Here is a 15,060-nt window from a genome sequence, read left to right as displayed (position 1 = left end):
TCCTCTCTGAACCAGATTCGGCGGAATACCCTTCATCCGGCGGACAGGGCAGCCGGATGTCTTCACCGGTTTTCCGGACAGCCGCAGCGCCGTGCCGCCGGCCCGCTTTCCCATCCCATAGAGGGCCGGGTCGTCCGGTCCTCCGGCAAACCGCTCAGTATTTATTGTCCGCCAGGATCTCCTCCAGCTCCTCCGCACCGGATCGATGGATTTTGTCCCAATCCAGCACGGACTCCAGCAGTGCGTCAATGACGGCCATCTCGTTCAGCTGGGCGTATTCTTTATAGTAGCTGAAGGACTCCTTCCGGCCGGCCGAAATCAGAACAAAATCCGCCAGCTCGGAAAGCGGGGACAGCTGATAGGCCGTGATCGCGATGACCTTCATTCCCTTCCGGTGCCCCATCTCCGCTGCCTGAATCACACTTCGCGACATCCCGGATTTCGAGATCGCGATCACCAGATCATCCGGCGTTCCCAGATTGATCTGACCCAGAAAATATTCGGGTGACCGGTCGGCGATGCATCGCGTACCCAGCCTCTGAAGCCGGAATTCCAGATACTGGGCAAGATGGTTCGTATTGCCGACGCCGATCGCATGGATCATATTGGCGCTCCGGATCAGACCGGCGCATTTTGTCATCAGCGCAGGATCCATATTATTTCCGATCAGCTGCAGCGTGGCCGCATACCGGTTGAAAATATTCTGAACCGGGTTTCCTCCGTCATCCTCCGGCTGCGACTCTCCCTCGCTGCCGAGATCCCGGGCCATCATCAGGCGCAGCTGATAGTAGCCCTTGTAGCCCAGCCTGTGGCACATCCGGACGACCGTCGCGTCGCTGACCCCGCTGCTCTGAGCCAGCTCCGAGACATTCATATTCAGCGCCGCGTCAGGGCTTTCAAGAACACAGTCTGCCACTTTCCGTTCCGCAGAGGACATCTGCTCATATCCCGATTTGATGATTGCCATCACGGATGCGCCGTCATGATCCATACTGCCCCCATCATCTCCTGTTGACAAAACAACTGCAGGCATATCCGTCCTGCAGTTGTCCTGTCACTGAATTTCCAATTGTCGTGTCGCGCTTCTCAGCGATACAGCCCGGCTTTTCCGTCAGCGCCGAACCAGCGGATCCGATCCGCTGCCACTTCCTGCATGGCTGCAATGCAGGGCGGCTCGATCTCATTCGGCTCTCTGAGTTTCTCGTTCTTCAGGACTTCTCTCATCTTCTTATAATAAGCGTTTTTGATGTCGCTGGAAATATTAATCTTGACAATTCCATTTTTTGAAGCCTCCGTCAGCTCGCTCTGCGGGTTGCCTGAACCGCCGTGAAGCACCAGCTTCGTCTCCAGGCCTGCGTCCCGGATCGCCTGGCGGATCGCCTTGAGCCGTTCGATTTCAAGATGCGGCACGAAGCCCTTCGGATACAGACCATGGCAGGTTCCGATCGCGACCGCCAGCGAGTCGATTCCCGTATCTTTGATGAAGCGGACTGCCTCTTCTGGCTCCGTATAATGCATGCCGCGTGTCACCTCACCCTTGTACTCATCGATCGACCCGATGTTGCCGAGTTCCGCCTCCACTGAGACGTCCGATGCGTGGTAGGACGGCGCGTAGTGCCATGCGGTACGGTCTTCTTTGTCCGCCTGTACACGGGGATCAGAAGCATCTTCCACCGTCGTGTAGGTGATCGCTGCATGAGCCGCCTCAACGACCTTCTTCGTCAGCGCGACATTTTCCTCATACGGAAGCGCGGACGCGTCGATCATCACCGACGTAAAGCCCGCGCGGATCGCCGCCATCACGTTCGCGAACGAGGCACCGTGGTCAAGATGGATGACAACCGGAAGCTTTGATTCCGCCGCTCTCTTCGCCATCGAGGAAATCATGTCCGTTCCGATATGCTTCACCTCATTCGGATGAATTTCGATGATCACGGGCGCATTCATCCTCTCGGAAATATCCATAATCCCGTTGAACATCGCATAATCGGAAATATTGAAAGCAGGAATCGCAAAATGATGCTCATCCGCCACCGCAAGCAATTCCTTCATGTTAACCAGCATAGTCTTGTCCCTCCACACATAAGTAAGACAGGTAAATATGTTCAGTCAGCCCCTTCTGCGGACTGACAGGATACCCTTGCGCCATCAGAAATGGCAAAGCGTCGTCAGCCGCTCCTCAAGATACGGCTGCAGTCTGGACTGCACATATTCCGGCATCTCGATGATGCGTACCGGATCCTTGCTGTCCGCATAGGCCCGCGTGTATTCCGTCACAGCCCGGAAGTAGCGTTTCAGAAAATCCGTACCGAGGTTGAATTTGTTGATTCCTTTTGAAAATGCAGCCAGCAGCTGATCATCCGGGATTCCACTGCCGCCATGCAGCACCAGCGGCGTCTTTGTCGCCGCGTTGATTTCCTCCAGCCGCTGAAGATCCAGATGCGGCGTTTCCTTGTACTCGCCGTGAGCGTTGCCGATGGAAACAGCCAGCGCGTCCACTCCGGTTTCGCGGCAGAATTTCTCCGCGGCGTCCGGCTTTGTGTACAGATCAAGGTTGGTATTTTCCGCGTTTGCGGCCACTCCGACATGACCGATCTCACCTTCGACGCTGACGCCCAGCTCGTGAGCCCGGTCCACCACCTTTTTTGTCAGCGCGATGTTGGTGTCGAGATCGTTCATCGATCCGTCCATCATGACGGACTGAAAGCCGGCCTGTATGTTCTTCATGATCGCCTCATACGTAAAATCATGGTCCGCGTGCAGGCCGATCGGAACTGTCACGGAATCTGCCAGCTCCTTGACCGCTGTCGCAAAACCGGCAGCTCCTGTCGTATGCTGGACGGTGACATGCTCCGGAAACAGCATGACAATCGCCGGCGTATTGACTTTCTGTGCGGCGAAAACGACCGACCGGGCCATTACATAGTCCATGCAGATGAACGCGATCGCGGAGGTATTCGCCTCTTCCGCCGTTCTCATGATGTTTTTCACTGATTCATACATAGTAAGTTCGCCCCCGTAAGATATTCAGTCTGTCAATATGTGTGCTTCCGCTGCATGAAGAAATCCGGGCAGAAGGCCTCCCGCAAATGTGTCCCCGAGTCCGACTACGGTCGGATGCATCACGCTGCGCATATCCTTGCAGGGAATGCACGCCAGATCGCTGCCTCCGATCGCCCGGATCCGTTCGCTGAACGCCGCTCCTTCCGGATTGTCCGGAAGCGTCAGCGTTTCCTCGTATTCCGTCCGCCCGCAGCGGTCGCCGCAGCGAAACCGTGCCGCCGCCAAAGTCACGCCTCCGTTCAGAGCCTGTCGGCATTCCCGTGCATGCTTCCCGTACGCCAGCGCCCATCGCGACGAATGGACAATCAGCGTTTCAAACCCCGCTTTCTGATACGTTTCCCTGACTGCTTGATACACCCGTTCCGGATCGAGGATATCGATTCTCCTGCCTGTATATTCCTGCAGCTCGTCTTCATTCATGCTCAGCACACGGACTATATCCCGCAGATGCTGATGCACATAGGTTCGGAACGGCTGGTTGACATAATTTCCGTCTTCCATTATGCTGACGGCATTCTCCGAAAGCCGCGACAGCAGCCTGTGTGTTTTTCCGATCCGATCCGCCAGTACGTCCGCATCGAGAATCTGGCTGAAGCAGGAAAGAAGAAACACCTCCGCGTCTGCCAGTTCCGGGGCAAAGTCCTCCGAAACGGCCAGCCGGGCGCTCTCCTCATCTCTTGAGATCAGAATCCGATTTTCCCGCGCAGTCGTGAAACAGATATCCGACTCCTCGATCGTCTGACCTCCGAGATACGTGAAGGAGGCATGCGGGAACACCGGTCCGAAAGCATTGCCCGTATTCGAAAATCTTCTGATCTGCGGCGGAAGCAGTTTTGCGATCCATTCGTTGTACGAGCTCATCGAAAGCACACTGGTGTATCCGATCTTAGCCAGCGCGATCGCCGCTCTCGCTGCGGTTCCGCCGATCGTGACACGGTACTGAAAGCGGTCGGCGAACGCGTTGACGATTTCCGGCTGATCCGGAAGAATTTCAGCCCCGATTCCGGCTTTCATATAAGCCAGAACCATCCTCCACACGTTCCGCTCGCTGTCAGGCCGTATCTCGCCTTCAAGCTCGGCGCTCCGGATCCCGAAATCACGAATTGCCTTTCTGATTACCTCCGGGTCCCATATCAGTTCGTAGTCCACGCAGGTATGGAACCCGAGCGCTATCTTTTCTCCCATGATCGTCTCCTGTCCGCCTCAGCCCTTGACCGCGCCGGACGTCATACCGGCGATGAAATACTTCTGGAAGAACAGGAAGAGAATCAGAACCGGAATCGAGCCGATCACGGACATCGCCATCATCTGACTCCAGTCGTAGGTATGCTGTCCCATCAGCAGATTGATCCCGATCGGAACGGTACGCATATCATCCGTCTTTGTCAGTGCCAGAGCGAACAGATACTCATTCCACGCGTTCATGAACGTGTACATGCCAACCGAAACGAGTCCCGGAATGGAGACCGGAACCAGTACGCTCCAGAGTGCTTTCCAGCGGGAGCCTCCGTCAATCATGACCGCTTCGTCCAGTTCTCTCGACAGTGTGTTGAAGTATCCCGTCATCATCAGGATGCAGTAGGGCAGCGTTGTGACAAGATAGGTCAGAATCAGCGCTCCGTATGTATTGAAGAGCTTCATTGTCACGATCAGACTCAGATACGGAATCAGCAGCACGATCGGCGGAATCGCCTGTACGCTGACGATCAGCGAATTGATCAGCGAACGGCCCGGAAAGTCGAACCGGCTGAACGCGTAAGCGGCCATAATCCCGATGAACAGGGTAAGAACCACAACGGTTCCTGCCACGATGTAGCTGTTCAGGAAATAGCGCAACTTCTGCGGGTCCGTCAGGACCGCGGCATACGACCGAAAGCTGAACGATTCGTCGATGAATTTCGGAGGCCAGTCGAAAATATGCGAATTGGACTTAAAAGAGGAGCAGAGCATCCAGATAATCGGAAACGCCGCGAAAAACGCCCCGATGATCAGGAGAATCAGCTGTATGATCTTCAGTGATTTCTTTTGACTTCCTACCATATCATGCACTCGCTTTCCGCTGCTGTCTGACATAGAACACAGCCAGGATCACACATACGATCAGCACCAGCACCGCCGCGGCCGAGGCCAGTCCGTACTGACTGCTGTTGAAGGCCAGCTTGTAGATGTAAATGCTCAGTGTCTCCGTCGAATTGACAGGCCCGCCGGCAGTCAGCATCCAGATGACATTGAAGGACTGAAGTGTCCAGATGAAGTCCAGCATGGCAATACTGATCAGAATCGGCTTCAGCTCCGTCAGCGTGATGTACCAGAACTGCTGCCGTCCGTTAGCGCCGTCGAGGACCGCGCTCTCATAAAGGTCCGCCGGGATCCCCTGCAGACCGGCAAGAATACTGATCATATAGAAGGGATATCCGCTCCAGATATTGACGAACGTAATCACGTAAAGCGCGATCTTCCGGTCACTGAGCCACTCAAAGTTCTTTCCGATGACGTGAGTGAACGACAGCAGGTAATTGATAATACCCTGCGGCTGCAGCATCAGCTTCCACAGAATCGCGATGACCGACGCGGTGAAGACCCACGGAAGAATATAGATGATCCGGAAAAATGACTTTGTTCTGATTCCAAACTGTCTTGAATTAAGAAGAGAGGCGAACAGAAGTCCGAGTCCCAGATGGGCGATCACACTGACGATCACGAAGTATACCGTGTTTTTGACCGCCGTGATAAATTCCTCATCTTCCAGCGTTTTCTGATAATTTTTCAGCCCTGTGAAATCAAGGTTCTTCACGACGATTGCGTTCTTCTGGAAGGAATAAAAGACGACCATGCAGATCGGCAGAACCAGAAGGAGAACCATCAGAACAATCGTCGGTGCCAGATACCCGTACGGCGTCAGATTCTTTTTGATACGTTTTCCCATTACCCTGTCTCCGTGAAGCGAACAGGGATGAGGGAATGACCACATCCCTCATCCCTGCGCGTTCTCTCATACCATCGGTCAATTGTTAAAACCGGGCCGGTTGTCAGCTGTTATAGACGTCGTCCACAGCCGCCTGCATATTGTCAAGAAGCTTCGCGGAATCTTCCTCTCCGTCAAAGAACTTGATCAGATCGTTCGTCATATCCGTCATCACGGTGTTGGCTTCCTTCATGCCGACGAACTCGTTGATCGGATAGCAGTTGTCCGAGTAGTTCTTGTACACATCCTGGAACACCTCGTCCGCCTTGCTGTAATCCGGCTTAGCAACCGTGCTGCCCGGGAATCCGGACTGTGTCACGGACATTTCCGCATCCACCGAACCGTCCTTACCGTCCAGTCCGCTCATCAGATACTCGACGAACTTCATCGCCTCATCCTTGTGCTTGCTGCTGTCCGAAATACCGCAGGCCCAGCTTGCTACGCACATGCCGCTCTTGCCCGTGTAGCCGTCCTTCACCGGAACCGGCATCGCCGCGACGTTGATGCCCGCATCCCTGTACGCGCTCAGCTGTGCGGTGGAGTTGATGCAGAACGCGACCTTGCCGGAAGCGAAGTTACCGGTCATATCCGCCTCGGAGAGGGTCTCCTTGCCGGCGTAGATAGATCCGTCGTCATTCAGCTTCTTCATGAAATCAGCGAAATCCTGAAGATCCTTATTGCCGGAGATCTTGTAATTGCCGCTGTCGTCCTTCATCTTGATGCCGGAAGCCCACGCAAAGCCCATGAACACGTTCTGAATGCCGTTCGGATTGGCCGTATCAAGATTCAGCCCGAATGCGTCATAGCCCTTCGCCGTGATCTTCTTGCAGGCCTCCTCAAATTCCGACCATGTCTTCGGCAGATCCGTGATGCCGCTGTCCTTCAGAATATCCATGTTGACAAACATCGGGTAAGCGTAGTTGATCTGCGGGATCGCGTAGGTCTTGCCGTCGATCTGCCACTGATCCGCCAGCGCCGACGTATCGTAGCCGTCCGCCTCCATCAGGGCGCTCATGTCGGTCAGAATACCCTGATCGACGAAGTCATACAGCCACGCGCCGTCCACACTCATGATGTCGGCCACCGTCCCCGTGCTGGCTCCGGCCGTGATCGCCGTCTTCGTGTCTGCCCACGGAGCGTTCAGCAGCTTGACTGTCACACCGGTTTTGGCCTTGTAATCATCGACGACCTTCTGAAGATAGCCGTCCGGGAGCTCGACGCCCCACCACTGCTGAAACTCAAGCGTGACATCCGATGTCGGCGCCTCCGCCACACTGCTGTCAGCGGAAACACATGCCGCGCCCATGCCGACTGCCATCACACAAGCCAGCGTCGAAGCGAGCACCTTCTGTGAAACATGCTTTTTCATAGACATACCTCCTGCTTTTTGTTCAGCACCTCGCTGAACGATTGTTATCAACATCATAGCAGTCTGTAATTTTTTGTCAATCAAGCCGCATCGTAGAAATTCATTTTCATCAAATTGCGAAATTTTTCTACTTCTGATTTGTGCTATGTGTTCACATTTTTCAGATAATTATGGCATACATTCCACAGAAGGGCTCATTTTATGCAAATTTTTATTATCAAATTGCATTTTCTTTCCGTTGATCGAAGAAATAAACACGCTCTGTTTTTCAAATTTAGAAATATTATTTCAGTCTTTCATCCCCGGTCCGCCACGACAAACTGCTTTAGCCTCCGCTTCGTCCCTTTTCTCCCGATCACCGGACGCACTGCAGACAATACAGACAAAGCCGCCGCGCATTCCCTGCGCGGCGGCTTCTCCTTTGCGTATTCCGTTTTCTTCAGCAGAGCGGACTGCATCTCACCCCGCGTAGTCCGCCTGCGTCTCCCGTCCCGTGAGCACGGTTTCCAGCTTCCGTCCGTTGTCTAGCACGGTAAGACGGAGACCGTCCATCGGCCGGTCGGAGCGGACCGTCAGACGCGCACCGTCCCAGACCGCCTCCAGATCGCCGGCCGGCTCGCCCTGCATGTCCACAAGACGCACCCGGGCCGGCTCGCCGGCCTTCGGCGTGTACCAGCGGATCTCCAGTTCCTTCCGGTAGTCGTAGTCCGGACGGTCATCCCGCGACCCGTAGGGAAGCAGCGTGTTCTCCCGCACATAGAGCGGCAGGGAGAAGTAGTCGTATGTGCCGCTCCTCCAGCGGCCGCCCTCCTCCGTCCGGCCGCTGAACCATTCCGTCCAGCGCCCGTCCGGAAGATAGAAACGCGCGGTTCCCTCCTCGCTGAAGACCGGGGCCACCAACAGCGCGCTTCCCAGCATGTACTGCATTTCCAGTGAAAGAACCGCCGGGTCGTCGCCGAACTCCAGCACCATCGACCGCATCACCGGAACGCCCGTCTCGTGAGCCTCCGCGGAGAGCCCGTACAGATAGGGCATCAGTCTGCATTTCAGCTGTACGAAGGCACGGACCACATCGCAGGCCTCCTCGCCGAACAGCCACGGCACCCGGTAGCTGGTGCTGCCGTGCAGACGGCTGTGGGAGCTCAGAAGGCCGAACTGCACCCAGCGCTTGTAGAGATCCGGCGTTGCGGTGCTCTCGAAGCCGGAGATGTCATGGCTCCAGAAGGAGAAACCGGACATCGTGAAGGACAGTCCGCCTCTCAGCGTCTCCGCCATCGACGAGTACGTCGCGTAGCAGTCGCCGCCCCAGTGCAGGGGGAATCGCTGGCTTCCGACCGTCGCGCTCCGTGAGAACACCACAGCCTGGCCGCGGCCCTTCTCCTCCTCAATCACCTCAAAGGCCGCCTGATTGTAAAGAAGCGTGTAGCGGTTATGCATCCTCACCGGATCGCTGCCGTCCGCATAGCGGACGTCAACGGGGATTCTCTCGCCGAAATCCAGCTTCACCGAATCGATACCGGCCCGGAGCACCGCTCTCAGATGCTCCTGCCACCAGCGCCGCGCCTCCGGGTTGGTGAAGTCCACAATCGCCATGCCGTACTGCCAGTGATCGGTCTGCCACACGCCGCGGCCGTCCCGGCGCATCAGGAAGTAGCCCTTCTCCGCTCCTTCCTCAAACATCGCCGTGTTCTGGGCCACATAAGGATTGATCCAGCATCCCACCTTCAGTCCCCGCGCGTGGTAACGGGCCAGCATTGCCTCGGGATCCGGGAAGACCGCCTTGTCCCATTCCATGCCGCAGAGGCGGAATTCCTTCATCCAGAAGCAGTCCAGATAGAGGACGGAAAGCGGAATCGCACGGCGCTCCATCTCGTCGATCATCGCCGTCACTGACTTCTCATCATAACTGGTGGTGAAGGAGGTGGAGAGCCAGAGTCCGAAGGACCAGGCCGGCGGCAGCGCGGGACGTCCGGTCATGCCCGTATAGGTCCGCAGCACATCCTTCAGGTCCGGCCCGTAGAACAGGGTGTAGGTCATCGATTCGCCCTTCACGCTGAACCCGACCGCACCGGCCTTCTCGCTGCCGACCTCAAACGAAACATCCCCCGGATCATTGACGAAGACGCCGTATCCCTTGCTGGACAGATAGAGGGGAATGTTCTTGTAGGCCCGCTGCGACGCAGTGCCGCCGTCCTCGTTCCACATATCGACCTGCTGGCCGTTTTTGACAAATTCCGTGAAGCGCTCGCCGAGTCCGTAGATCTTCTCATCCGGCCGGATCGTCAGCTCCGTCAGCATATACGGCGTGCAGTCCTTCTCGGAAAGATACCGCTCGTCCGGCCCGTAGGAAGCCGGCTTCGGGTCCCAGCGGATATAGGCGGCGTTCCGGAAACCGCAGCGGGTGATCACCTGTCCGTCCGCCTCGAACTGATAGGTGCCGTCCGCCTTGCTGACCCGCACGCTTAAGGCGCCGGTAGTGAGGCAGATCTCCTCATCCGTCTCGCTGACCACACTCTCCTCCGGCGTCTCACGGACGTCGAAGAGCGGCGCTTTCGCGTCATAGCCCGCGTGATGAGTCAGCGTCACCGTAACCGCATTGTGCGCCGCAGCCCGGAAGCTCACCGTCAGCGCGCCGATGTCGATGGTCTGATTCCGCGCAAGCGTTTTCTGAAACGGCATCAGCGCGGTGAATCCGTGCTCCGTCCGTTTCGTCTCATAGACCTCCGCCGTGTAGTGGGCGTCCGCCCGTTCGTTCCTGAGCCAGAAGCCTTCCGTAAACTTCATAGATCCGTCCTCTCTCTGAAAAAAGTGGGCGGAGCGGTTCCGCCTTTCCGGTATCACCCGCTCCGCCCGCTGCCATACGCTTCCGCTGCCGGATACATGTTCATCCGATGTCCGGCAGACAGGTTCTGTCTTCTCACGCGGTCACTCGCCCTGACCGTCGGTCGCCTTCCACTGCTTCTCGATCTCACTGCAGGCCTGATCCTTATCGTAGGTACCCGTCAGGTACGACTGCATGATCTGGCCGAACGCCTGATGCCACGAATCGGTGGAGTAGCAGATCGCCAGCGCGCCGGTTCCGTTCTTCTCAGCCAGCTCATTGCCCTGCTTGATGACCTCGTAATCGCTCTGCTCTGTGGTCTTGATCGGCGGAACCACACCGGCCACCCTGGTGAACCAGCTCTTGCCGTAATCAGAGGTATACCAGTAATTCACGAAATCCAGCACCGCCTGAAGGTTCTTCGAATCCTTGTAGACATGCAGCGCCTGATCCGAGCCGGCGATCACCTTGCAGTCCGCCGCATGATCGGAAACCGGATAGCCGTTGAACCCGATCTTCAGGTCCGGGTTGATCTTCAGGCAGTCCGCCTCGATCCAGGCGCCCTGGCCCAGCGTCATCGCCGCTTCGCCGTTGGCAAAGGCAGCTTCCTCCGCAGAGAGGTCGGTCTCCAGCGGCTTCTTGTCGCCGTACTTCTTCGCAAGGTCGATGAAGTCGAAGAAATTATGGGTCAATCACTTTTCTTATGGGATAGGTGGTATCCCAGGTAATTTCAGGTAGCACCTGGCTGTACCAGTGTCAAGGTCATCCGGCCATTTATCCCTCCCGCCCAAAGGGCGTGAGCATAAAAGGCCTTCTTCCCCTGACACTGCTCCATCCAGGAGCGGCAGGGTAATCAAGGGGCGTAAGGACGCCCCGGCCCTTAAACCGGGCCAAAAACAGTTGCATAGAAAAAGGACCATCGTCTATAGTTGAGACTGTATTTCCTGGCAGAAGTGTACAAACTCAACAAGGCGGTGGCCCGTACATGAATTATACACATACTGAGTCCGATGGACAACTGGCATTCTCTGAAAACAGATATACTTTTTTAAGCATCCCCTCCCGGCTGGAAGGCTTTAATAATTCTGACACAAGCGTACACCGGGCAGCTTCCGGCCGCGAAGTGTTGTGCTTTAACGGCAAGCTCGATCTGGCGGATGCTGACCGCAGATGTCCAAAGTGTGGAAGCCGTATGCACATCAACGGTCACCGGGATCTTACGCTCCGGCATCTTTGCTTTGGCGGAAGCCTCAGTGCGATCCATTTTGACCGCGTGCAGCTCATCTGCAAATGCGGACATTCCCATATGCAGTCTGTTCCGTTCAAAGCAGACGGCCATCAGATATCTGTGGAACTGTACCAGTATACCAGGGATCTGTTGGCACTTGGCACTTACACGCTCAAGCAGGTAGCTGAGATCACCGGGCTCGGAAAGAACACGGTCAAAGCCTTAGACCTTAAGCGCCTGAAGGAGCTCTATACCATCGACGGCACGAAACTGATCAGACCGGAGCAGCCGGCAAAAATGCTTGCCATTGATGAGTTCAAGCTCCACAACGGCCACCGCTATGCCACCCACATCATAGATCTTGATACCGGCCATATCCTCTGGATCTCCCATGGGAAGAAAAAGCAGGTGGTCTATGACTTCATCGACCATGTCGGCCTGGAATGGATGGACTCTGTCGAGGCCGTCGCCTGCGACATGAACTCCGATTTCCAGGAGGCTTTTGAGGAAAAATGCCCCTGGATACAGCCGGTGTTCGATTACTTCCACATCGTAAAGAACTTCAACGACAAGGTGGTCAGTGAAGTCCGCAAGGACGAGCAGCGCCGCCTGTATGAGGAAGGCCTTATGGAGGAGGCAAGGGCTTTAAAAAAGACCCGTTACATCCTGATGTCAAGTCGATCAACGCTTCAGGCGAAAGATGCGCAAGCCAGGACAGGTGAGCCGATCAGCCGGTCCGGTTCCATCTTTCCCAAGGAAGAGTACGTCCGGAAAGAGGGTTATGAAGCAAAGTTTGAAAAAAGAGGTAGGCGGTTAGATATCGTAAAGAGGGCATAGCAAACAAACCCTCAAGGGGTCTTTGAAAAGCAAATATAGACACGACCTAATCAGGAAGCAGTGACGGGCAGATCGTCTTTGATGACGTAGCCTCTGAGCTTCAGCAGATTAAGTGCCTGCGAAGTAGTGAGAATCTTTTCTGTCTTCACAGGCCGCGGAGCAAGATACCCTTCAGCTGTATACGGCTTCAGATCTGTCAGTATGTGCCAGATAGCGGTCAGGAGCATACGGCAGACAGCGATGATGGCTTTCTTGTGCCCGCGGTGGGATTTGATACGGCGGTAACGTTCTGTGATCTCCGGATGTTTCTTCGATTTGATCAAAGCATTTGCAACTTGCACCAAAACTGGTTTAAGATAGGAACCAGCACGGGAAATCCGAGTGGATTTGATCTTGAAATTGCTTTGATCGTTACGGGGACAGCATCCTGCCCAGGAAACAAGATGTTTGTCTGTCGGGAACACAGACATGTCGCCGCCAATCTCAGAGAGAATCTGAATCGCCGTAAAAGGGTTTTTGTCGAAACCGGGGACAGTGCGGATCAGTTCGAGAGCGTCAAGGTACGGATCAGAAACGCGAAGGATTTCCCGTTCCATTTCTGCCTTGTGCTTTTCCAACTCATCGATGTGGTCCAGACACTGACGAAGCTTTATAGCCTGTTCTGGAGAGACAGCGCCGTCAACAGCGGCTTGGATTTCTTCAATTGGGGTCTTGCATCTTCTATCCACAAAAGGAGTGACATCAAAGGTTTCACCGGGATGGGCGAGGATGTATTCCGTAATCGATCTGGAAGACTTCCCGAACACGTCGCTGAAGACATCGTCAAGTTTGAGGTTTGATACAGTCAGACAATTCTGTGCACGGTTCTTCTCACCTGTCAGCATGTTGGTGAGTTTGAACCGGTACCGCACTAAATCCCGAAGATGACGAATCTCGGCGGGTGGGATAAAGGAAGGCTTGATCATGTCGCACATGAACAGATCGCATATCCACTTCGCGTCCTTACGGTCGGTCTTATTCCCTTTTTGTGGTTTGGTGTACTTAGGGTGAGCAAGTATCACGTTGCATGTCTTTTCAAGGACATTGAATACCGGGATCCAGTACTTGCCGGCAGATTCCATGCATACATCGGTACAGTTGTAAGAGGCGAGCCATGCGGCGAGATCCCGCAGACCTCTGGAGAAAGAGGAAAACATCTTTTCCTTATATTCTGTCCGGCCGTTTGCATCCGTGAGTCCAATGCAGGCAAAGATCCAGGTCTTGTGGACATCAAGGCCACAGCAGTTAAAACGAAAGATTTTAAAAGCCAATAAAACACCTCCTGATATTTTGTAGTTGCAGGAGCGGCGGTGACTGGTCATCCGGCGAAATCGAGACAACTTCGGAAGAGATAAGTTTACGGGCTACGAGATGCGCCATTCATTGATGCCTTAAGGATGACCGGCAACATATAGATATGCGAGGTAGGCCGCTATACCGCCCCGCCACTCACCTCCACGTGCTCTGTAGTGTGCCGACCCTGCAAGAAAAAGATATCAGGAATTGAGAATAGTAGAAAGAGCGAAAGCACCTCGATTTTCATGACCCCATCGGTGCCTTTCGCCAGAAAGGCGGAAAATAGATATGACGAACTTCTCAGTCAGAACAAGCTTCTGTTCACGCTTGATCTGATTAAGGAGCGTCTGTCTCTTTCCTACACCCGCACTGATGAAGCCCGTATGGCGGATGACATCACCTGGATCATGGATACCTGCAGTGCATCCGGAAACAGTCATCTTCAGTGGTTCGGAAGACTCCTTGGAAACCACTTTGAGGGCATCATAGCCCATGCAACTTATAAAATCTCCTCTGGCAAGATGGAGGGCATCAACAACAAGATCAAAGTCTTACGGCGACAGGCCTACGGACTTCCGGATGACGATTATTTCTTCCTCAGGCTGTTTGACGCCAGCAGGAAGGGTTATATTCGCAACCCCTTATCCCATAAGATTTGTGATTGAAGCGAAATTATTGTAAAGCTCCGGATAATCCTTGACCTTCGCCTCGCCGGACTCGAATTTCCGGACGAGCTCCGCCGCGGTGATGCCGGCCTGATCCGCCGCCGCGTCAAGGAACGGCTGCCAGCAGTGCTTGAACACCCACCATTCAGAGAAGCCGGTGGTGAATGGCTGGATTCCCTTGGCGGAAATCTTTTCGCAGGCATCCTTCATCGCGGAAGTCGTCGTCGGGAACTCCTTGATGCCGCACTGATCGAAGATGTCCTTGTTGTAGAGAATTCCGAAGAAGTTGCCCTTGATCGCGATGCCGTAGCATCCCTTGCCGGTCTTCAGCGACTTCATCGTGTCCGCCACCGCCGGATCGATCGTCTCCATCAGCGGCTGATCCGAAAGATCATAGGAGTAGTCCATGTAGGTGTCGATTTCCTTGCCGGATGTGGAAGAGAAAATATCCGGGATATCGCCGGAATTGATCTTTGCCTTCAGCATCGTCGGATAATCGTTCTGGGTCGTCTCATAGTTGATCGTGACATTCGGCGCCACCTTCGCGTACTCCGAGATCAGCTGCTGAATCGCGTCCGCGTATTCAGGGGACGAGATGAACATATTGATCGTGCCGGAATCCTTCGAATAGTCGACCGCCGGCGTCTCCGCGCTCTCCGCTGACGCAGCCGATGAAGCCGCGCCCACCGGAACCGACGCCGCCAGAAGCCCTGCCGTCATCACGCCGCAAAGTATTGCTGATACCATGCGTTTCTTCATTGCATTGTTCCTCCTTCG

General features: G+C 55.0%; 14 protein-coding genes. 2 read left to right on the top strand and 12 right to left on the bottom strand.

Going from position 1 to position 15,060, the window contains the following annotated elements; translation table 11 throughout:
• Positions 1-154: 154 nt before the first annotated feature.
• From G4C92_RS08045 to G4C92_RS08000, 10 genes are all read right to left on the bottom strand, one after another.
• Positions 155-991: a MurR/RpiR family transcriptional regulator gene (locus tag G4C92_RS08045; RefSeq protein WP_274939351.1), complete on the bottom strand. Its 837-nt coding sequence runs from the start codon at positions 989-991 to the stop codon at positions 155-157.
• 95 nt (positions 992-1,086) lie between these two features.
• On the bottom strand, positions 1,087-2,064 hold the full coding sequence (locus G4C92_RS08040; RefSeq protein ID WP_274939350.1) for a class II fructose-bisphosphate aldolase: 978 nt from the start codon (positions 2,062-2,064) through the stop codon (positions 1,087-1,089).
• Between the two features lie 84 nt (positions 2,065-2,148).
• Positions 2,149-3,003 carry a class II fructose-bisphosphate aldolase gene (locus G4C92_RS08035; protein WP_274939349.1) on the bottom strand — a complete coding sequence of 285 codons (855 nt, stop codon included), beginning with the start codon at positions 3,001-3,003 and terminating at the stop codon, positions 2,149-2,151.
• Positions 3,004-3,027: 24 nt separating this feature from the next.
• Positions 3,028-4,248, bottom strand: a complete 1,221-nt coding sequence (locus G4C92_RS08030; protein WP_274939348.1) for an ADP-dependent glucokinase/phosphofructokinase — start codon at positions 4,246-4,248, stop codon at positions 3,028-3,030.
• A gap of 18 nt (positions 4,249-4,266) precedes the next feature.
• The gene (locus G4C92_RS08025; protein ID WP_274939347.1) at positions 4,267-5,103 is read right to left on the bottom strand and encodes a carbohydrate ABC transporter permease; all 837 of its coding nucleotides are present in this window, start codon (positions 5,101-5,103) and stop codon (positions 4,267-4,269) included.
• A gap of 1 nt (position 5,104) precedes the next feature.
• Complete coding sequence (locus tag G4C92_RS08020; protein ID WP_274939346.1) at positions 5,105-5,989, bottom strand: carbohydrate ABC transporter permease; 885 nt, start codon at positions 5,987-5,989, stop codon at positions 5,105-5,107.
• 103 nt (positions 5,990-6,092) lie between these two features.
• Positions 6,093-7,397 (bottom strand): ABC transporter substrate-binding protein, encoded by a 1,305-nt coding sequence (locus G4C92_RS08015; protein WP_274939345.1) that lies wholly within the window; start codon positions 7,395-7,397, stop codon positions 6,093-6,095.
• A 459-nt stretch (positions 7,398-7,856) separates the two neighbouring features.
• Positions 7,857-10,181 (bottom strand): alpha-xylosidase, encoded by a 2,325-nt coding sequence (gene yicI / locus G4C92_RS08010; protein WP_274939344.1) that lies wholly within the window; start codon positions 10,179-10,181, stop codon positions 7,857-7,859.
• Positions 10,182-10,322: 141 nt separating this feature from the next.
• Positions 10,323-10,910 carry an extracellular solute-binding protein gene (locus tag G4C92_RS08005; RefSeq protein ID WP_274939343.1) on the bottom strand — a complete coding sequence of 196 codons (588 nt, stop codon included), beginning with the start codon at positions 10,908-10,910 and terminating at the stop codon, positions 10,323-10,325.
• Between the two features lie 356 nt (positions 10,911-11,266).
• Entirely contained in the window at positions 11,267-11,524 is a 258-nt protein-coding gene (locus G4C92_RS08000) for a hypothetical protein (protein WP_274939342.1), read from the bottom strand.
• Between G4C92_RS08000 and G4C92_RS07995 the strand changes: the two genes are divergently transcribed.
• Positions 11,525-12,283, top strand: a complete 759-nt coding sequence (locus G4C92_RS07995) for a transposase (protein WP_274939341.1) — start codon at positions 11,525-11,527, stop codon at positions 12,281-12,283.
• A 50-nt stretch (positions 12,284-12,333) separates the two neighbouring features.
• On the opposite strand, the gene G4C92_RS07990 is transcribed toward G4C92_RS07995, so the two are convergent.
• Positions 12,334-13,593: an IS110 family RNA-guided transposase gene (locus G4C92_RS07990; RefSeq protein ID WP_274939340.1), complete on the bottom strand. Its 1,260-nt coding sequence runs from the start codon at positions 13,591-13,593 to the stop codon at positions 12,334-12,336.
• Between the two features lie 198 nt (positions 13,594-13,791).
• On the opposite strand from G4C92_RS07990, the gene G4C92_RS07985 reads away from it, so the two are divergent.
• Positions 13,792-14,283: a transposase gene (locus G4C92_RS07985; RefSeq protein WP_330654671.1), complete on the top strand. Its 492-nt coding sequence runs from the start codon at positions 13,792-13,794 to the stop codon at positions 14,281-14,283.
• Here the strand turns inward: G4C92_RS07985 and G4C92_RS07980 are convergent.
• Positions 14,260-15,042: an ABC transporter substrate-binding protein gene (locus tag G4C92_RS07980; protein WP_274939338.1), complete on the bottom strand. Its 783-nt coding sequence runs from the start codon at positions 15,040-15,042 to the stop codon at positions 14,260-14,262. The two genes, G4C92_RS07985 and G4C92_RS07980, sit on opposite strands and share 24 nt — an antisense overlap.
• Positions 15,043-15,060: the final 18 nt, after the last annotated feature.

Origin of the sequence: Chordicoccus furentiruminis, from assembly GCF_019355395.1 — a bacterium.
GTDB classification, from domain to species: domain Bacteria; phylum Bacillota; class Clostridia; order Lachnospirales; family Lachnospiraceae; genus Chordicoccus; species Chordicoccus furentiruminis.
Note: the sequence above shows the minus strand (reverse complement) of the source record. Positions and strands in the feature narration are given on the sequence as shown.

What these genes read in the sequence shown, in the direction of transcription:
- G4C92_RS08000 (WP_274939342.1), bottom strand. Translation starts at nt 11,524, where the DNA reads ATGGGAATGTCCGCATTTGCAGATGAGCTGCACGCGGTCAAAATGGAT.
- yicI (WP_274939344.1), bottom strand. Translation starts at nt 10,181, where the DNA reads ATGAAGTTTACGGAAGGCTTCTGGCTCAGGAACGAACGGGCGGACGCC.
- G4C92_RS08040 (WP_274939350.1), bottom strand. Translation starts at nt 2,064, where the DNA reads ATGCTGGTTAACATGAAGGAATTGCTTGCGGTGGCGGATGAGCATCAT.
- G4C92_RS07995 (WP_274939341.1), top strand. Translation starts at nt 11,525, where the DNA reads ATGCAGTCTGTTCCGTTCAAAGCAGACGGCCATCAGATATCTGTGGAA.
- G4C92_RS07980 (WP_274939338.1), bottom strand. Translation starts at nt 15,042, where the DNA reads ATGAAGAAACGCATGGTATCAGCAATACTTTGCGGCGTGATGACGGCA.
- G4C92_RS08015 (WP_274939345.1), bottom strand. Translation starts at nt 7,397, where the DNA reads ATGAAAAAGCATGTTTCACAGAAGGTGCTCGCTTCGACGCTGGCTTGT.
- G4C92_RS08035 (WP_274939349.1), bottom strand. Translation starts at nt 3,003, where the DNA reads ATGTATGAATCAGTGAAAAACATCATGAGAACGGCGGAAGAGGCGAAT.
- G4C92_RS08030 (WP_274939348.1), bottom strand. Translation starts at nt 4,248, where the DNA reads ATGGGAGAAAAGATAGCGCTCGGGTTCCATACCTGCGTGGACTACGAA.
- G4C92_RS08025 (WP_274939347.1), bottom strand. Translation starts at nt 5,103, where the DNA reads ATGGTAGGAAGTCAAAAGAAATCACTGAAGATCATACAGCTGATTCTC.
- G4C92_RS08020 (WP_274939346.1), bottom strand. Translation starts at nt 5,989, where the DNA reads ATGGGAAAACGTATCAAAAAGAATCTGACGCCGTACGGGTATCTGGCA.
- G4C92_RS08045 (WP_274939351.1), bottom strand. Translation starts at nt 991, where the DNA reads ATGGATCATGACGGCGCATCCGTGATGGCAATCATCAAATCGGGATAT.